Annotated in this window: 17 protein-coding genes and 2 pseudogenes; 10 read left to right on the top strand and 9 right to left on the bottom strand. The window is 37.6% G+C overall.

Annotated elements, in window-relative coordinates:
* Positions 1 to 48: 48 nt before the first annotated feature.
* Together F0362_RS25715 and cydA are read right to left on the bottom strand one after the other, a co-directional pair.
* Positions 49 to 1,074, bottom strand: coding sequence for a cytochrome d ubiquinol oxidase subunit II (locus tag F0362_RS25715; RefSeq protein WP_000544171.1), 1,026 nt, complete (start codon positions 1,072 to 1,074; stop codon positions 49 to 51).
* Positions 1,067 to 2,422 (bottom strand): cytochrome ubiquinol oxidase subunit I, encoded by a 1,356-nt coding sequence (gene cydA, locus F0362_RS25710; protein WP_000381963.1) that lies wholly within the window; start codon positions 2,420 to 2,422, stop codon positions 1,067 to 1,069. The genes F0362_RS25715 and cydA overlap by 8 nt, the downstream gene beginning before the upstream one ends.
* 253 nt (positions 2,423 to 2,675) lie before the next feature.
* Here cydA and F0362_RS30645 point away from each other — a divergent pair, with 253 nt between their 5' ends.
* Positions 2,676 to 2,825, top strand: a complete 150-nt coding sequence (locus tag F0362_RS30645; protein ID WP_000283176.1) for a hypothetical protein — start codon at positions 2,676 to 2,678, stop codon at positions 2,823 to 2,825.
* A 90-nt stretch (positions 2,826 to 2,915) separates the two neighbouring features.
* On the top strand, positions 2,916 to 4,001 hold the full coding sequence (locus F0362_RS25705) for a hypothetical protein (protein WP_001231685.1): 1,086 nt from the start codon (positions 2,916 to 2,918) through the stop codon (positions 3,999 to 4,001).
* Between the two features lie 109 nt (positions 4,002 to 4,110).
* On the opposite strand, the gene F0362_RS25700 is transcribed toward F0362_RS25705, so the two are convergent.
* Complete coding sequence (locus tag F0362_RS25700; RefSeq protein WP_000421933.1) at positions 4,111 to 4,995, bottom strand: LysR family transcriptional regulator; 885 nt, start codon at positions 4,993 to 4,995, stop codon at positions 4,111 to 4,113.
* Positions 4,996 to 5,130: 135 nt separating this feature from the next.
* Here F0362_RS25700 and F0362_RS25695 point away from each other — a divergent pair, with 135 nt between their 5' ends.
* On the top strand, positions 5,131 to 7,131 hold the full coding sequence (locus F0362_RS25695; RefSeq protein WP_149890026.1) for a YhgE/Pip domain-containing protein: 2,001 nt from the start codon (positions 5,131 to 5,133) through the stop codon (positions 7,129 to 7,131).
* A 40-nt stretch (positions 7,132 to 7,171) separates the two neighbouring features.
* Here F0362_RS25695 and F0362_RS25690 read toward each other — a convergent pair whose 3' ends face one another.
* From F0362_RS25690 to F0362_RS25680, 3 genes are all read right to left on the bottom strand, one after another.
* Positions 7,172 to 7,552 (bottom strand): VOC family protein, encoded by a 381-nt coding sequence (locus tag F0362_RS25690; protein ID WP_000609842.1) that lies wholly within the window; start codon positions 7,550 to 7,552, stop codon positions 7,172 to 7,174.
* A 42-nt stretch (positions 7,553 to 7,594) separates the two neighbouring features.
* Positions 7,595 to 8,752: an acyltransferase gene (locus tag F0362_RS25685; RefSeq protein ID WP_000194326.1), complete on the bottom strand. Its 1,158-nt coding sequence runs from the start codon at positions 8,750 to 8,752 to the stop codon at positions 7,595 to 7,597.
* Positions 8,753 to 9,039: 287 nt separating this feature from the next.
* Positions 9,040 to 10,257 carry a dicarboxylate/amino acid:cation symporter gene (locus F0362_RS25680; RefSeq protein WP_000649369.1) on the bottom strand — a complete coding sequence of 406 codons (1,218 nt, stop codon included), beginning with the start codon at positions 10,255 to 10,257 and terminating at the stop codon, positions 9,040 to 9,042.
* A 223-nt stretch (positions 10,258 to 10,480) separates the two neighbouring features.
* Between F0362_RS25680 and F0362_RS25675 the strand changes: the two genes are divergently transcribed.
* From F0362_RS25675 to F0362_RS25665, 3 genes are read left to right on the top strand one after another with little or no spacing between them, the layout of a single operon-like run.
* Complete coding sequence (locus F0362_RS25675) at positions 10,481 to 10,783, top strand: PTS sugar transporter subunit IIB (protein ID WP_001023559.1); 303 nt, start codon at positions 10,481 to 10,483, stop codon at positions 10,781 to 10,783.
* Positions 10,784 to 10,797: 14 nt separating this feature from the next.
* Positions 10,798 to 12,099: a PTS cellobiose transporter subunit IIC gene (gene celB, locus F0362_RS25670; RefSeq protein WP_000617765.1), complete on the top strand. Its 1,302-nt coding sequence runs from the start codon at positions 10,798 to 10,800 to the stop codon at positions 12,097 to 12,099.
* A gap of 9 nt (positions 12,100 to 12,108) precedes the next feature.
* The gene (locus tag F0362_RS25665) at positions 12,109 to 12,426 is read left to right on the top strand and encodes a PTS sugar transporter subunit IIA (protein ID WP_000379629.1); all 318 of its coding nucleotides are present in this window, start codon (positions 12,109 to 12,111) and stop codon (positions 12,424 to 12,426) included.
* A gap of 110 nt (positions 12,427 to 12,536) precedes the next feature.
* Here F0362_RS25665 and speD read toward each other — a convergent pair whose 3' ends face one another.
* The 3 genes and pseudogenes from speD to F0362_RS31460 all read right to left on the bottom strand — a co-directional run.
* Positions 12,537 to 12,908 (bottom strand): adenosylmethionine decarboxylase, encoded by a 372-nt coding sequence (speD, locus tag F0362_RS25660; RefSeq protein WP_000456812.1) that lies wholly within the window; start codon positions 12,906 to 12,908, stop codon positions 12,537 to 12,539.
* A gap of 27 nt (positions 12,909 to 12,935) precedes the next feature.
* Positions 12,936 to 14,087, bottom strand: a pseudogene (locus F0362_RS25655) (polyamine aminopropyltransferase); the annotation flags it as partial.
* Positions 14,088 to 14,570: 483 nt separating this feature from the next.
* Positions 14,571 to 14,891, bottom strand: a pseudogene (locus F0362_RS31460) (spermidine synthase); the annotation flags it as partial.
* 400 nt (positions 14,892 to 15,291) lie between these two features.
* Here F0362_RS31460 and F0362_RS25645 point away from each other — a divergent pair.
* The 4 genes from F0362_RS25645 to celF all read left to right on the top strand — a co-directional run bounded on the left by F0362_RS25645 (position 15,292) and on the right by celF (position 18,753).
* Positions 15,292 to 15,594 (top strand): PTS sugar transporter subunit IIB, encoded by a 303-nt coding sequence (locus F0362_RS25645; RefSeq protein WP_001023563.1) that lies wholly within the window; start codon positions 15,292 to 15,294, stop codon positions 15,592 to 15,594.
* A 16-nt stretch (positions 15,595 to 15,610) separates the two neighbouring features.
* Positions 15,611 to 16,918: a PTS cellobiose transporter subunit IIC gene (gene celB, locus F0362_RS25640; RefSeq protein WP_001168852.1), complete on the top strand. Its 1,308-nt coding sequence runs from the start codon at positions 15,611 to 15,613 to the stop codon at positions 16,916 to 16,918.
* Between the two features lie 182 nt (positions 16,919 to 17,100).
* Positions 17,101 to 17,424 carry a PTS lactose/cellobiose transporter subunit IIA gene (locus F0362_RS25635; RefSeq protein ID WP_000989050.1) on the top strand — a complete coding sequence of 108 codons (324 nt, stop codon included), beginning with the start codon at positions 17,101 to 17,103 and terminating at the stop codon, positions 17,422 to 17,424.
* Between the two features lie 3 nt (positions 17,425 to 17,427).
* Positions 17,428 to 18,753, top strand: a complete 1,326-nt coding sequence (celF, locus tag F0362_RS25630; protein ID WP_000145770.1) for a 6-phospho-beta-glucosidase — start codon at positions 17,428 to 17,430, stop codon at positions 18,751 to 18,753.
* Positions 18,754 to 18,775 lie beyond the last annotated feature (22 nt).

The raw sequence follows: 18,775 nt of genomic DNA, 5'->3' as shown, positions 1-18,775 counted from the left end.
TAATCAGTGGGGATGAACAAAACCCTTACTGATTAAAGTTTCACTTTGTTATTTTTCCTTCAAAAAAGTTCGATCCTTCAAGAATAAATTCCAGAAGAAAATGAATCCGGGTAGTAAAATTGCAATCCCGATTGCGTAGAGGATAAGAAGCGCATAGAATGTTTCGACCGTTGTAAAGCTTGTAAATACAGTTACGTCCGGGTAAATGATATACGGTAAATGAGCGACGCCGTAAGCGTAGCTTGCAAATGCATATTGAGCGACGACAGCTAAAACTGCAATGCGAGGAAACCCTAGTGTGCTATATTTCTTATTTGTCCACCAAAGGGAGGAATAGCCGATAACAAATAAAATGATAGAGACTGTAAACCATGGGAATTGCTTTATTAATCCTTGCATTAGCCAGTGTGTTTGTGGGTCCATTACAACGAGAGCTATAATTGCCGTAACGAGCGTTGCAGGACCAAGTATGATGGCATTTCTTCTATAAATTCTATATGCATCTTCTGAACCTTGCTCTCTCGCAAAATCCGCGAGAAAGAGAGAAGATAGAAACAGTTCCGAAGTTAGTCCGAATAGCATATAACAATAAATAACAGGACTAGAAAGAAGTTTTCCGTAAAGGAGTACTTCTTTTCCTTCAGCCATTGTAATGTAGGCACCCTCTGTAACAGGTAAAACGGTAATTAATAGGGCTGGAATTAAGAGCCCTGTAATACCTGAAATAATCCGAAGAAGATGTTGGTACTTCGGCAGAGAGTAAGCAAATACCATAAATGTACTACGAATTGCAACGAGTACTAGAATTAGCATGACTGGTACGAACATAACGGTTGCAAGGGTAAAGGCTGCTTTCGGAAAGAAACCAAGGAAAGCGACAACGACAAAGACAAGAAACGTATTTGTTACTTCCCAAGTTGGTGATAAGTATCGATTGGCAAGCTTGGCAGCAAGTGTTGGATGTTTCGCATATACCATGCCCCAAAAACCCGCTCCAAAATCAATGGACCCTAATATACTGTATACGAAAATAAGAGCCCATAAGATGATGATTGCAATGCTTTCCTCATGCACGAGAATCGCCTCCTTGGTGATGTAAATCATTCTTTAGCGGATGTCTCTTAAAGAATGTCCGTAGTACAAAGACTGTTAAAATACCGAGTCCGATATATAAAATAATGAATAGAATAAATAAAGGACCGACGAAATCAGCGCGTGTAGAAGCATCGACTGTACGCTGCATACCATAAATTGTCCACGGCTGACGACCGCTACAGCTGAAAATCCATCCGAATTCAATACCGAGCATCATAACTGGTCCACATGCGGCAGCTCCCAAAAGAAGCCACTTCGGTAACTCGGTTCCTTTTTTTCGGTAAACGAAGTACCAATATAAGAGAGCGATTGCTGCAACTGCAAAGGTAAAGGCAGCGGTGCCGACCATTAAGTTGAACAGCGTATGTGTGTAAAATGGTGGCCATGTTTCTTGTGGGAATTCCTTTAAACCTTTTACGACGGTGCTAGGGTCTAGTCCCACTAAAAGGCTAAGCATGTTCGGAATTTCCAGCGCATAGTTTAGTTCAAGTGTGTTAGGATCCACAACCCCGCCAATTGATAAGGGAGCATGTGATGTCGTTTCAAATAAAGCTTCAGCAGATGCAAGTTTTTCAGGTGAATGCTTATGTAAGGCGATTGCTGATTCGTGCCCCGAAAGCCACATCGTAGCACCTGTAATAAATGTCACGACGAGTCCTAACAGTAGTCCCTTTTTATGATAAGCCACTTCACGCTCACTTACATTCTTCTTTAATAATTTAAATCCAGCGATAGAGGCAATGACGGCTGCTCCAGTCGCATAGGCTGTAATAACGACGTGGAATGCGCTTGTGCCAAAGCTCGGATTAAAGAAGGCTTTCCACGGATCAACGTTAAAAACCGATCCATCTGGCCCCATGGAAAAGCCTGCGGGTGTATTCATCCATGTATTTGCTGATGTAATAAGCACGGCGGATGCCGTGGCACCAATCATGACGAAAAAGAGTGAGATTAATCTCATGAATGGAGGTAATTTATCAGCCGCATATACATAAATAGACATGAATAAAGCTTCTAAAAAGAAGGCGAAAATTTCAATTTGAAAGGGAACAGAAATAACTTGCCCAACAATTTTGGCGAAACCAGGCCAAAGAAGTGAGATTTGTACACCAACAATTGTTCCAGTTGGAATTGCTACACCGAGAAGAATAGCAAAAGCCTTTGTCCATCTTTTTGCCATAATGGCATAGTCGGAATCTTTCTTCCAGTGATAGAGTATCTCACTTATAAAAATCATCAAAGATAGCCCGACTCCAAGTGTTGCAAAGATAATGTGGAATGCTAATGAAGAACCAAAAAACGCTCTTGCTAATGTTACGGTATCCATATATATACTCCTCTTCTTTTTTGCCATTATTTTCTGATTGAATTGGAAGATTTATTCAATAAACTGCCAAAAATATATATGTATTTAAAAAGTGAATATGGTAATATGATGTTTGAATATTATAAATAGAAAGAAATTAACGTTTAATAATATTTTGTTTGTTTTTTATCTAGGAATATTTTATAATCTTTTATGCGAACATAAGTTCCATTTTGTGGTTGGAGAAGTTTATGTGAAATGGAGAGGGTGTTTTATGTATCCTGAGGTCATTAAAAAGATGGCGTTTTCAAAAGAGCATAGAGATTTATTATTGAAGTTGTATAATAAAGAAATTACACGTCGTGAATATGACCGACTTGTGGAATCACTATATAGACCTTCTAAAGAGGTTTGTGAGGGGTAGAAATGCGGGAGACAATCTAATAGATTGTCTTTTTTAATTTACGTATGTTCTGGTAAAATTAAGGTTAGCCTTATTAGGGAGGTGAAAAGATTGCGGAAACGTTTATATATAGGGATTGGAGTTATTCTCTTAATCGCCTTAGGTGGAATTGTATTTTGGTCAGCCTTACAAGGAAACCGTACGGAACATTTTATTTTAAGACATATGGTGAATGAAAATGGGACACTTGCCACCTACCGTTTAGAAGATACAAAGGCAGGTACTGGGGAAGCGAAAGGCCGTGAAGCTTTATCAGAATCGGCAGGGCTATGGCTACAATATACATTGGATAAAGATGATCAAGCGTTATTTGATGAACAAGTAAAGGTCGTTCAAAATAACTTTGTACATAAGGATCGTATCGTTTTATGGAAAGTCTCTGAAAAGGGAGAAATGCAGTCAGCTACAAATGCACTTATAGATGATCTTCGTATTATAGAACAATTATATCGTGCTTATGAAATGTATAAGGAAGATCGTTATAAAAACCTTGCAGATCAATTGAGTGATGCTGTACTTCGTTACAATAAGAAAGATAATTATTACGTTGATTATTATGACGCGGATGCAGGGAAGCAAAGTGGTTTTGCAACAACATCATACATAAATCCGCATGCATTCTCGTACATGAAAAAGTATGGAAAAGTTTCTGCTGAGCAGTATCAAGAAGTGGTTCAATTTCTAGCGAATTATCCAAGGCATGGCTGGGTATTCCCGAAAGAGTATAAGGAAGATGGTACATTTACGTACGATAAAGAAGTGAATCTTATTGACCAATCATACGTTGCATATCATCGTAGTTTAGGGGGGCTTTCATCAGATGCTTATTTGGAATTCATAAAGAAGAAGTTCCAGAAGGACGGAAAGTTATACGGCCGTTATAATTTAGAAACGGGAAAACAAACTGTGGATTATGAATCACCAGCTGCCTACGGATTAACGATTTTGTACGTACTACAAACAGGTGATACAAAGTTTGCGACGGAATTGTATGAACATATGGCCACATTTCGAAATGATAATGTATTTAGTAGATATTACGGTGGGTACGTAACAGGCGAAAATAATAATACGCATATTTTTGATAATGTACTACCACTTTTAGCTGAAATGGAATTAGAGAAGAGTAAGAAATAGAAGGTGCCACCCTATGGGGGTGGCACCTTCTATTTGTGTCGTTATTTGTTGATAAATCAATATTTCTTGGCGAAACGTCGATATATTTGAAGTTATGATCGATATAATTTTATGACCTAATATTGGAGAAGTAGTCAATCACGAATTCACGGAATTGCTGGGCAGTTTTTGATAGATAGCGTTTCTTCGACCAACTTAAGCCGATGGTTCGCTCGCAATTCGGTTCAATAATACGTAATTTATTTAATGCTAAAGTAGAGTTTTTTAATAAAGTTAAACTTGGGACAAAAGCGATGCCGAGACCTTGCTTAATAAGGTCGCTAATCACGGTTGGTTCATCTACTTCAAAAGCGATATGTGGAGTGAAGCCAGCTTCTTTACAAAATTCATCTGTTAAGTGTCGAAATCCATAACCAGTGTTCATACTAATAAACGGTTCGTCCTTTACTTCATGAAGATAGATACTCTCACGTCCTGATAAACGGTGGCCTGAAGGGACGACTAAGAAAATTTCTTCTGTAATAAGTGGTTCCCAAATAATCTCCTCGCCTTCAATTGGCACAGAAGAAATGCAAAAGTCAATTTCTATATTATCTAGTTGTCGTTTCATAGAAGGAGTAGATGCGAGAAACTGCTGGAATCTAACATTAGGATGTTCTAGTAAAAAAGAACCGAGTAGTTCTGGTAATATTCTTGGAATAGAAACGGCCAGCGTAATAGAGCTTTGTTGTAAGTTAGCTAAATCTTTAATTTCTCGTTCGCCTTCACTTAATTCATGAAAAATGCGCTCTACTCGTTTTAAGAATACTTTCCCGAAAGAGTTTAATGTAATTTGTCGACCTTGGCGATCAAATAACGGAACGCCTAAGTCTTTTTCTAGTCTAGCAATTGTTTTGCTGAGCGAAGGCTGTGCGATATGCAATTCTTCAGCGGCTTTTGTCATATGTTCTAATCGTGCAACTGTTTGAAAGTATTTTAGTTGAAGAAGTTCCATTTTGACTCTCCTTTCTATAGACCAAAAGGAATGGATTGATAATTAAAGATGTATTATACAGTATGAAAATGGACGTGTATAGTAAATCTGTTAAACCATTCTAATGGTGTTAAATTCGGAGAAGGAGTATGTTTCATGAAGGGAATTCAACTTGTATTTAAAGATTGGAAAGCGATGTGGCACCATAAACATGGACGTATCGCTTTAATTTTTTTGTTAATCGTTCCTTTAATTTATTCGGGATTCTTTTTAGTTGGATATTGGGATCCATACGGACGATTAGATAAATTACCTGTTGCAGTTGTGAATTTAGATAAAGGTGCTGCAATGGATGAAAAAACAATTCATGCAGGAGACGACTTTGTTAAAAATTTAAAAGAGAATAAGGAACTGGCTTTTCATTTCGTATCAGAAAAAAATGCTGATGAAGGGTTAAAAGAAGATAAGTATTATATGGTTGTTACGATTCCGGAAGATTTCTCTAAAAAAGTAAGTACACTTATGGATGAGAAACCAGAACCGGCACAATTGCATTACAAAGTAAATCCAGGTAAAAACTTTGTAGCAGCTCAAATTGGAACGACAGCTGTGGAAAATATGAAAACAAAAATCTCAAACAGTATTACGAAATCTTATACAGAAGGTGTCTTTTCAAAGTTTCAAGATTTGGCACAAGGATTGAGTGATGCAAGTAATGGGGCTGAGAAGTTACATGAAGGAACGACCGATGCAAAAAATGGAGCAAATCGGCTTGCGGATGGTATTGATCGTTTAAGTGACGGGACATCGAAATTGAAAGAGGGAAGTGACAAGCTTGCATCCAGTCAATCTGCTTTAACCGGGGGAGCAAATGAGCTAAGTCAAGGAGCGACATCACTTCATAGTGGTTTGGAATTACTAGCGCAAGGTGAAGGAACTTTACAATCAGGAGTTAGTGAATTAAGTGTTGGTACAAATGAATGGGTGAACGGAAGCGAGAAACTTGCTGAGGGACAAGTGAAAGCGGATGATGCGGCAAGTAGTGTGAAGAAGCAATTAGAGGAGTACATGAAAAGTCATCCAGAAGCACAGCAAGATCCTGCTTTTCAAAAAATCGTTGCTACTTCTAATGGGTTAGCTAAAGCAACAAATACTTTAAATAATGGCCAACAACAATTGACACAAGGCGCGAAGAGGCTTGCTGACGGTCAGCTTAAAGTTGAAGAAGGCATGAATACATTCGGAGTTAAGTTAAATGAAGCTACTGCTGGAACGAAAAAGATAGCAGATGGTGCGGCAAATCTAGCTGATGGATTTACGAAGTGGGGCAATGGATTTACATCATTACAAGAAGGTGTAAATCAGCTTGCGAGTGGTGGAACAGAGCTGAATAATGGCGCTGGCAAGTTAGTGAATGGCCTTGTTAAACTTGACGACGGTGCGAAAGAACTTGCTATGAAATTAGGAGAGGGCGCAGAGAAGATAGCGGATGTTCGCAATGATGATGCACGCAATACGATGTTCTCGGAGCCAGTTCAATTAGTGAAGTCAACAGTTTCTGACGTACCTAACTACGGTTCAGGTATTGCACCATATTTCTTATCACTTGCATTTTATGTCGGCGGAATTATGGCATCAAATATTTTACCGCTTGGCCGTAGACAAAATATGAAGGTAAGTGGAACGGTACACTTTATTAATAAACTAGGATTAGTATATTTAATTGGGCTCATTCAAGCGCTACTTGTAGATGTTGTTGTGCTAGGAGCCATGAAATTAGAAGTTGCAAGTGTACCGCTCTTTGTTTTATCAAGTATTGTTATTTCCTTTACGTTCATGACGTTTATTCTTATGTTAGTAACGGTATTTGGTCTTGTTGGGAAATTCGCGGCAGTAACACTTCTCGTCTTGCAATTAGCGACGAGTGGGGGGACTTTCCCAGGAGAATTAAACGTAGCTGTTCTTAGCAAAATCGGACAGTTTCTTCCAATGTCACATTCTCTTAGAGGATTACAAGATGTTATTTCTTTAGGGGATTGGTCGCAATTACGAATGCAAATTTTAATATTGTTATGTTACCTCGTTGTTGCTGGTGGAATTGCTTGGATTACGAGTCATATACAGCATAGAGAAACGAATACAGAACAAGTTTCTTAAAATGAAAGAAGCTATCCGATTTTTTCGGATAGCTTCTTTTTTATTTTCGTTCCATTACCGCAAAGTAATTATTTTCATTATCAGCAAAATTAAATGCTTTACCAGTAGGTAAATTTACAACTTGTCCAACTGTGACATTTTTCTCAGAAAGGTCTTTATATAGACGGTCTAAGTTATTTGAGAAGAACATAAGTGAAGGTGTATTAAGATTTAGTTCAGGTTGCATCTTCGCGATTAACGCTTTATCGTGAAGGACGATGCTTGTTCCTGCTTCTTTCGCCGGTGCAATTTCAATCCAGCGGAATCCTTTTCCGTTATTTTCTTCCGCAATAATTTGGAATCCTACTGTCTCAGTCCAAAATTGTACGGCTTCATCTTGATTATTTACATATAACATAATTTGTCCAATTTGATTAATCATAGGTGTATCCTACTTTCTTTTCTTGTATGGAATTCTATTATATCAAAGATATGGTTTGCATACTTTTTCGTGATTTTTCCGAAGTATGATCTTCGCCCACTTTATATTTGTTGTAGGAGAAGGTCCTGTAATCCACGTATGAAGTGGTAGTGTACTGCAAATGGCCATTGCTGAAATCGAGATTGTAGCCGTTATTGTAAATAATAATAGGCTATATAATATTGTGTTTTCTTGCAGTGTGAATAAAGAAAGGAATTTTGTACATAGTTGCAAGAAGAAAAAGTGAGCTAAATAAGCACCATACGTGTAATTTCCGATAAATCGTAAAGCTTTATATAAGAAACCGCGTCGCTGTACGATTGTAATAGATAGCACGTACAGTATCATAATTTCACAAACGATATATAAAAACATAGACGGTTTTAAATAAGTAGAAACGGTTAAATGAATAGAGTTTGCTCCGTAAAAACTAAATAACTCATAATTGATGAATAAAAATAAGATGAAAAATAATATTGTGATAAGCGGGATATGTTTCATGACAAATATACGCCAAGTTTTTAATGATACAGCAGCGATTCCGCCCATAACGAAATAGAACGAGTAGAAGAAGAAGGAACGATCTGTATAATGTAAAATGGTTGAACTAGTCAATTTCTCTCCATTAAAAATGTAGTGAGAGGAGTACCACATTAAAAGGAAATATAGACAAGCAAAGATGGTCATATATTTATATATGTCTTTTTTATTTTCTGTTCGTTTTTGAAACCAATAAAATAGTGTGCATAGTAAAGGGAATAATAAATGAATTTGGAACATCATAATAACGTACCAAAGATGCGGTGCGGCTGTTCCGAGTAGTAAACTTTTTATCCCGCCTTGTAATGTCATAATATCGTTTGTTGTTAATAAGTAAAGAATAGACCAAAAGAAATAAGGAATGAGTAGGTGTGTGGCTTTTTCAGAAATATATTCTTTGTATACTAATTGCTTTGTATAGTGACGAATTAGGTGAAACCCAACGATAAATATGAATGCAGGTGCTGAAAACTTTGCGAGATTAAATAGCATACCCATAATGAGGGATTGTTCAAGTAAGACATTTCCTTGATTCATTGTATATAATAAGGAACTTTGCAAAACGACAGCAAGAAATGCAATGCTTTGCAAAACTTTAAATTCCGGTGCGCTTTGTGTCATTGTTTCCATCTCCTTTTCCATACATGATTATAGTACGGAGTAAGGATGAGAGGTGTGGAATATTTGTGAAGATTTTAACAAATTTGTGGCAAGAGGAGATATCAACGATTTTTCGAATATATCTATTATAACCTCAAATATATCAACGATTCTTCGAATATATCTATCATAACTTCAAATATATCAACGATTTTTTCAATATATCGACGTTTCGACAAGGGATATCGACTTATCAACAAATAACGACAAAAAGAGGATGCTCTAAACGAGCACCCTCTTTCTATTTATTAAGCAAATTTATTTTTAATCCAGTTCTTACCTTCTACAAGGCGAGCTGTCATTACGGCACAAGCATTATCTGCTGTTACGTTTAACATCGTTGCAGGAGGATCAATAATTGTACTAATTGCTGCGATAATTGGCAGTGCTTCTGGCGGGAATCCATATAGAGAAACGATTAACATTTCCCCAATCATACCTCCGCCTGGAATAGCACCCATTACTGTTCCTACTAATAGAGAAACGACAAGTGCGATTGCTAATGTTTTTGGTCCCTCAAATTCCATGTTGAAAATACCGAATAAGAAAGCAATCTTTAATACCCCGCCTAAAACAGAGCCGTCTTTATGAAGTGTAGATCCGAGAAGGACAACTGTTTCACGAACGTCTGAAGAAATACCCATTTTCTTCGTTGCTTCTAAGTTCGCTGGAATACTTGCGGCACTACTACAAGTTGCAAGAGATGTAACTGTAGGAGAGACCATGTTCTTCCAAAATATTTGAACACCTTGTTTGCGACCTGCAAGGTATGCATAGAAAGTGAAGAATACAAAGAAATAAATTAGAGATGCTGGATAGTATACCATTGCTGCTCGGAAGTAAGTTCCAAGAAGTTGTGGTCCGAATTCGCCAACTAATGCTGCGAAGTAAGCAGCAAGTCCGATTGGAGCGTAGTACATAATGAAAGATACGACTTTCATTGAAATTTCTGCACCAGCTTGTAAGAATGTAGCGAATGGTTTTCCTTTTTCACCAACTGCTGAAGTTGCAATCCCCATTAAAATAGAGAAGAAAATAAGAGCTAACATATTTTCGCGAGATAGTAACTTCGAGAAGTCAGATACTGTTAGAATACCAACGATTTGATCTGCAACACTAACTGCTTTTTCAGCTTTGTCAGGTTGTGTTAATTCTAATACAACACCTTGTGCTGGCGGGAATACTTTCACGACAATAATCATAAAAATAGCAGCTAAAATACTCGTAAATAAGAAAGTCCCAGCCATACTAGACATAATTTTACCGAAACGTTTTAATCCATCCATATTAGCAATAGATGACGCGATGCTAAAGAACACTAACGGTACAACAATCGTAAACATTAAGTTTAAGAAAATGTCACCAAGCGGCTTTAAAGCAACTGCATCGGCACCCATGAAATAACCAATGAAACCACCAATTAGGATAGAAGATAATAAAATAAGTGGAAAGCGATATGCCTTCATAAATATATCCTCCTATCAATTAAAAAAATCATACTGAATTATTATAGCGAGTTAGAGTCCCCTTTACTAGGAAAATACCGATAGATGGAATAGCGTGAAAACCGAGAAATTTTTGTTTTTAAGCTCGGCATACAGTTAGAAATCTAGACATATATATTTGTAACCTAGTGGTAGCAAGGGATGTACCATAACTTAGGTTTAGAAAAAAGGGGAGGGATGCGGGATGAATATTTTGCTTTGCTGTGCAGCGGGAATGTCTTCCAGTTTGATTGTTACAAAAATGGAGAAAGCAGCACAGGCAAAAGGGATAGAGGTAAAGATTTGGGCTGTATCAGGTTCTGAAGTGAATAGTCACATCGATGAAGCAGATGTACTTTTACTTGGACCGCAAGTACGTTATTTATTACCGAAAATGAAAGAACTATGTAAGGGGAAAGGGATACCTGTTGATGTCATTCAATCCGTCCATTACGGACTTTGTAATGGGGAGGCTATCTTGCAAGCAGCTTTGTCAATGAAACCATGAGGAGAGTGGGATAGATGATACGGTTTTTAGAAAAATATGTAATGCCAATAGCAGGAAAGGTAGCAGAGCAGAGGCATTTGCAAGCTATACGTGATGGAATTATTTTAACGATGCCTTTCTTAATTATTGGATCATTTTTTCTTATTATTAGTGCATTACCAATACCAGGTTATAATGATTTTATGGCAGGGTTGTTTGGTGAGAGTTGGCAGAAAGCTTTGGGGTATCCAGTTAGTGCAACTTTTAATATAATGGCTTTAATAGCTGTTTTTGGAATCGCTTACAGACTTGGGGAGTATTATAAAGTGGATGCTTTAGCATCCGGGGCATTGTCGCTTGTGACATTTTTACTTGCGACTCCATTTCAAGTTGCATATATTATACCAAGCACGAAGGAAAGTGTGATTGTAGATGGAGCAATCCCAGCGGCGTTAATGGGAAGCCAAGGTTTATTTGTAGCGATGATTATTGCAATTATATCTACTGAAATATACCGATTTATTGTACAGAAAAAAATGATTATAAAGATGCCTGAGACAGTTCCACCTGCAGTAACACGTTCATTTGCTGCTCTTATTCCAGGATTTATTGTTGTGACAGTTGTTTGGATCATTAGATTGATTTTTGAACACACAACTTTCGGAAGTATTCATAATGTTGTAGGGAAGCTGCTACAAGAGCCACTTAGTGTACTTGGTGCTAGTCTTTGGGGCGCTGTAATTGCAGTTATTATTGTCCATGTTCTTTGGGCGTGCGGAATTCATGGTGCTGCAATTGTTGGTGGTGTAATGAGCCCGATTTGGTTATCGTTAATGGATCAAAACCGAGTTGCTTTTCAAGCAGGGCAAGATGTACCAAATACGATTACCGCACAGTTTTTTGATTTATGGATTTATATGGGCGGTTCCGGTGCAACACTTGCTTTAGTTGTAGGAATGTTATTGTTTGCACGAAGTCAGCAATTAAAAAGTATTGGTCGATTGTCCATTGCACCTGGTATTTTTAATATTAATGAAATGGTGACGTTCGGCATGCCGATTGTAATGAATCCACTTTTACTTATTCCATTTATATTAGTTCCAGTTGTGTTAACGCTTGTTTCTTACTTTGCGATGGAATGGGGATTAGTTGCTCGTCCGAGCGGAGCGGCTGTACCTTGGACGACACCTATTCTTTTTAGTGGATATTTAGGATCGGGTGGGAAAATTTCAGGGGTTATTTTGCAACTTGTTAACTTTGCACTAGCATTCTTTATTTACTTACCATTCTTAAAAATATGGGATAAACAAAAATTAGCAGAAGAAAAGGGGGAGTAAAGAACTAAAATGGATACGATAGAGACGAAAGCTTTTCATCTAATCTTGCATGGGGGAAATGCAAGAAGTTGTTCAATGGAAGCAATTGATTGCGCGAAGCGTGGGGCGTTTACAGAAGCGGAAGCCAAATTACAAGAAGCACTAGAAGAATTAAAAGAGGCGCATCGTGTACAAACGGAGCTTATACAAAAAGAGGCTGGTGGCGAAAAGACAGAGGTTACCTTACTGATGGTGCACGCGCAAGATCATTTAATGAATGCGATTACAGTAAAGGAATTAGCGAGTGAATTTGTAGAGTTATATAGGAAGATGTCAGTGAATGAATGAACCTTGCGTATGCAAGGTTTTTTTTATGTATTTGCCCGCACCATCAGTGGGTGTTCATCCCACTGATGGTAGTTGCAATCCTCCTTTTTACGGATGAGTAAGAGAAATAGTTAATCGATAGTAACAATTTCTCCTATACCACGAATCAATTTTTTTATTTGTATCTGCTCCGGTTTTAATATATTTACGATATAATCAATCGCCATTTGTGGTTCAACAGTTGTACCGCATGTATAGCAATCAATTGCTGCAAAGTTTTTTTCTGGATAAGTGTGAATAGAAAGATGGCTCTCTGATAGTAACACTAATACTGTAACGCCATAAGGATGGAATTCTTTTGTACTTACATTTAAAACATGTGCGCCAGAATGGTCGGCAGCGACAACTAAATGGCGTTCTAAAAAGTGAATATCATCTAAGAGGGAAAAATCCACTCCCCACAAATCTACTATTATATGTTTACCGAAAGTAGAATATTCCATAGGTTAGCACTCCTTACTATAATATCGTCAAAACTCCATTTCCTTTTTGTAACATTGATGTAGGATAAGATTGGATTCTGAGTTTAGAAGAACGAGATTACGGTGATCTAAATGTTCTTCTTTAAATTGAAATAAAGGAAAAAGAAGAGAAGGTAATGTTCGAGGAGTTGGTACTACGTATAATTGCTCAATTTGATCGAGTACATAGGCAGAATTAGCTGCAATATGAAATCCCCAGTCAGTTCCGAAAGAAGGAACAATTATATGATAGCTTTTTACAATTAAGCCGGCATTTTCAATTGTATTACCGATACTCCAATATACAAGAGGTGCATCAGCAGGTGAATTAGATTGGCAGACGAAAGCACCATCTTCTGTTAAGAATGTAGCTATACGAGCAAAAAGTTCGCTTGTATATAAAGTACTTAATAACTCTGTCGCTGGATCAGGGAAATCAATGATGATTACATCGTATAAAGAGGAAGGAGAATTCAAAAACTCTTTTGCATCGCATACGTGTGCATTCACACGATTATCAAAAAATGCGCTTTTGTTCAAAGAAACTAATTCAGGAACGTTACGCGCCATATTAATCATTGCCTCGTCTAGATCAACAAGGTCTACATGTAGCACTGTTTCATATTTCAATACCTCTCGTAAGGCAAGACCATCGCCACCGCCTAATATGAGAACACGTTTTGGATCAATTACCTTTGACATAATCGGATGCACAAGTGCTTCATGATAAATTTGTTCATCAACGGAACTAAATTGTAGTTGTTTGTCCAAATAGAGGCGAACATCGCTGACTTGTACTAAATTAATATTTTGATAATTACTTTTTTCTTCAAATAAATTTGTGTGTTCCCCAGCTTGTATTTCTTTTAGAGAAATTTCATCCCATATATCTAAGCTGTGTGAATCTGTGGGTACTATGACTACATTTTCCGATTGTACTTGTTTGTCCTGTTTGTCCTGTTTGTCCTGTTTGTCCTGTTTGTCCTGTTTGTCCTGTTTGTCCTGTTTGTCCTGTTTGTCCTGTTTGTCCTGTTTGTCCTGTTTGTCCTGTTTGTCCTGTTTGTCCTGTTTGTCCTGTTTGTCCTGTTTGTCCTGTTTGTCCTGTTTGTCCTGTTTGTCCTGTTTGTCCTGTTTGTCCTGTTTGTCCTGTTTGTCCTGTTTGTCCTGTTTGTCCTGTTTGTCCTGTTTGTCCTGTTTGTCCTGTTTGTCCTGTTTGTCCTGTTTGTCCTGTTTGTCCTGTTTGTCCTGTTTGTCCTGTTTGTCCTGTTTGTCCTGTTTGTCCTGTTTGTCCTGTTTGTCCTGTTTGTCCTGTTTGTCCTGTTTGTCCTGTTTGTCCTGTTTGTCCTGTTTGTCCTGTTTGTCCTGTTTGTCCTGTTTGTCCTGTTTGTCCTGTTTGTCCTGTTTGTCCTGTTTGTCCTGTTTGTCCTGTTTGTCCTGTTTGTCCTGTTTGTCCTGTTTGTCCTGTTTGTCTTGTTTGTCCTGTTTGTCCTGTTTGTCCTGTTTGTCCTGTTTGTCTTGTTTGTCCTGTTTGTCCTGTTTGTCCTGTTTGTCCTGTTTGTCCTGTTTGTCCTGTTTGTCCTGTTTGTCCTGTTTGTCCTGTTTGTCGTGCTTATCTGGTTTACCTGGTTTACCTGGTTTACCTGGTTTATCTTGTTTGTCCTGTTTGTCCTGTTTGTCCTGTTTGTCTTGTTTGTCTTGTTTGTCTTGTTTGTCCTGTTTGTCTTGTTTGTCCTGTTTGTCCTGTTTGTCCTGTTTGTCTTGTTTGTCCTGTTTGTCCTGTTTGTCCTGTTTGTCTTGTTTGTCCTGTTTGTCTTGTTTGTCCTGTTTGTCGTGCTTGTCCTGCTTATTTTCTATTTCCTGCTGTTCTAGTTCAAATTTGTCAGAGTCTAATTCAGAGCGCTCGTCTTTTTTATAGCTTGTTATTCTATAAATCTTTATTTTGCTTTGTTTTCTATGTTTTGGCATAGGAATCCCCTTTCGAATTGTGTTATTTTATTTTATTCTATGTAATTTAGTAGAGTTTGCTTGGACAATAGATAGAAGAGTGTGTTCAAGAGAGGTTTATTTTTTTACTGGATTTTCAAGCTGAAAAATTTTTTTAGTGTTTTTTTATTTTAAATACAACTAGACAACTAAACACTAATCTATTTTCATACAGTTATGTGTTAAAAGTGTGTTGTTTTATAACACACTGTGTGTTTTTTTGGGGGACACACTAATTGAAAGCGTTAACACACAAAGAAAATGCTCGAAAAAGCGCTGATTTTAGTGGTTTTAAAAAGTTGGCACGATAATTGCATTAATAAATATCGTAAAGAAAAATAAATAACATAAACTTTTTACACTACACAAGGGGGATTTTCAAATGAATATTTTATTATGTTGCTCAGCAGGGATGTCTACAAGTTTACTAGTTACAAAAATGGAAGCGGCTGCAAAAGCTCGCGGTTTAGAAGGAAAGATTTGGGCTGTATCTGGGGATGCAGTAAAAAACAATATCGATCAAGCAGATGTACTATTATTAGGACCACAAGTTCGTTACATGCTCTCTTCAATGAAAACGCTTGCTGATGAGAAGAACGTTGGAATTGATGTTATTAATCCAATGCACTACGGCATGATGAATGGAGAAGCAGTTTTAGATCACGCACTAACACTTAAAAAATAATTAGGGGGGAAGCGAAATGCAAAAATTTATTGCATTTATGGAGAAATATTTAGTTCCAGTCGCAGGAAGAATCGGATCGCAGCGTCATTTAGTTGCAATCCGTGATGGTTTTATCGCAGTTATGCCTCTTATTTTAGTTGGATCGTTTGCAGTACTTATAAATAATCTACCAGTTGATGCATTCCAAAAACTTATGAAGGGTGCATTTGGGGATGTTTGGAAAGATATCGGCGGTGGTATGTGGACAGGGTCCTTTGCAATATTAGCTCTCATAGCCGCAGTTGGGATAAGTTATAATTTAGCGAAATCTTACGGTGTAGATGCGTTGTCAGCAGCAATTATTACATTCGGTGCATTAATTATTATATCTCCGACAACGCCAAAAGAAGGCGGTATTGATTTAGCTTGGACAGGATCACAAGGTTTATTCGTTTCTATCATTGTAGCTCTTCTTGTAACGGAGGTATTCAGGTTCTTTGTTCAAAGGGATATTACAATTAAGATGCCAGATGGTGTTCCACCAGCAGTAATGAAATCATTCGCAGCATTAGTTCCAGCATTCGTTATTTTAATCGCAACAGCAAGTATTCAATTAGCTGTGAAATTAGCGGGAACAAGTATTCATAAAATCGTATTTGAAACAATTCAATTACCATTACAAGGTTTAGCAGGTACGTTACCAAGTGCAATTATTATCGCATTACTTATTCACGTATTATGGTTCTTCGGATTACATGGTCCTAATATTATCGGTGGTATTATCGACCCAATCTATTTGCCAGCACTAGAAAAGAACATTAAATTATTTAACGATGGTATGTCTGCATATGATGTACCGCACATTTTCACAAAGCCATTCTTTGATGTATACGTATACATCGGTGGATCAGGTGCAACATTAGCATTCTTAGTAGCGGTAATGCTTGTTGCAAAAAGTGCGCAACTTCGTGGTGTAGGCCGTGTATCTATCGGTCCTGGTTTCTTCAATATTAACGAACCAGTTATTTTCGGTACACCAATTGTACTAAACCCAGCGTTAATCATTCCATTCGTACTTACACCAGTTGTATTAGTAATTACTTCTTATACAGCAATTTCTTTAGGATGGGTACCAAAAACAGTTGCTTTAGTTCCATGGACAATGCCACCAATCTTTAGTGGTTATCTTGTAGCGGGCGGAAGTATTGCTGGTGCTGTACTACAGCTTGTAAACTTTGCAATCGCGGTAGTTATTTACTATCCATTCGTATTAATGTGTGACCGTACGTATGTACAAGCTGCGAAAGCTGAAACAAAAGGAAACGACAATTCAGTATCACTTTAAAAAGTGTTGTTCTGACGAGTTTGTATAGCTCGTCAGAACAATTACCTTTATATCATGTTCAGAAAGATGAGACCCATCTACAAGAACACCAAACTATCATTAATAAAATAATAATTTAATAGAAATGTTCAAACTGAAGGGGTATTTAAATCGGTTGAACCATAATAGAGAGGGCGGTAATTATGATGACTACAGCAGAACAAATTCCATTCCAATTAATTTTAAATAGTGGTAATGCACGAAGCTTTGCAATGGAAGCACTTCAATTTGCCAAACAGGGGAAAATGGCAGAGGCTGATGAAGCGATGGTAAAGGCGAAAGAAGCGATTAATGAAGCGCATCATTTCCAAACAGAGCTCATACAATCAGAAGCAAGAGGAGAAAAAACAGAGATTAGTGTTCTTTTAATTCACGCACAAGATCATTTAATGAATGCAATTACAGTAAAAGAATTAGCAGCAGAATTTATTGACCTTTATAAAAAGTTAGAAGCGAAAGGGGAATAAAGCATGACTGGAATTAAAATTGCTACAATCGGCGGTGGATCTAGTTATACACCAGAGTTAATTGAGGGATTTATTAAACGTTATGATGAGCTTCCTGTTCGTGAAATTTGGTTAGTAGATATTGAGGCAGGAAAAGAAAAGTTAGAAATCGTTGGTAACTTAGCGAAACGTATGGTGAAAAAATCAGGTTTACCAATCGAAGTGCATTTAACACTTGATCGCCGCGAGGCATTAAAAGGTGCTGACTTCGTAACAACACAGCTTCGCGTCGGTTTATTAGAAGCACGTGCAAAAGATGAAGCAATTCCGTTAAAATATGATGTAATCGGTCAGGAAACGAATGGTCCTGGTGGTTTATTTAAAGCGCTGAGAACGATTCCTGTTATTTTAGATATTTGTAAAGATATGGAGGAACTTTGTCCAAATGCATGGTTAATTAACTTTGCTAACCCAGCTGGTATGGTAACAGAAGCTGTCCTTCGCTATACAAATGTTCAAAGAGTAGTTGGTCTATGTAACGTTCCAATCGGAATTCGCATGGGTCTTGCGAGATTACTTGAAGTAGATGCAAGTCGTGTACATGTTGATTTCGCAGGTTTAAACCATATGGTATACGGATTAGACGTATACTTAGATGGCGTAAGTGTAATGGATCGAGTGTTAGAGCTTGTAACAGATCCAGAAAAGCAAATTACGATGGAAAATATCGCTGCTCTTAATTGGGAGCCAGACTTTATTCGCGGTCTTCGCGCAATTCCATGTCCATATCATCGTTATTACTACAAAACACGTGAAATGTTAGAAGAAGAGAAAGAAGCTTCAATTGAAAAAGGTACACGTGCAGAAGTAGTAAAACAATTAGAAGATGATTTATTCGAGTTATATAAAGACCCGAATTTAGATATTAAGCCACCACAATTAGAAAAACGTGGCGGAGCTTATTACAGTGATGCAGCATGTAGCTTAATTACGTCTATTTACAATAATAAAGGTGATATCCAGCCTGTTAATACAAGAAACAACGGAACAATTGCAAGTTTACCACATGATTCTGCTGTTGAAGTGAACTGTATTATTACGAAAGAAGGTCCAAAACCAATTGCGGTCGGAGATCTTCCAGTACCAGTTCGCGGTTTAGTACAGCAAATTAAATCATTTGAGCGCACAACAATTGAAGCTGCTGTTACAGGGGATTATCATAAGGCGCTGCTTGCTATGACAATTAATCCACTTGTACCGTCAGATAAAGTTGCAAAGCAAATTTTAGATGAAATGTTGGAAGCACATAAAGAATATCTTCCACAGTTCTTTAAAAAGGTAGAGAAGTAAAAAGCGGCGCTATTTAGCCCGC

It is taken from the genome of Bacillus sp. BS98 (assembly GCF_008432245.1).
Taxonomy (GTDB): domain Bacteria; phylum Bacillota; class Bacilli; order Bacillales; family Bacillaceae_G; genus Bacillus_A; species Bacillus_A toyonensis.
This window is presented reverse-complemented; position numbering and strand designations above follow the sequence as displayed.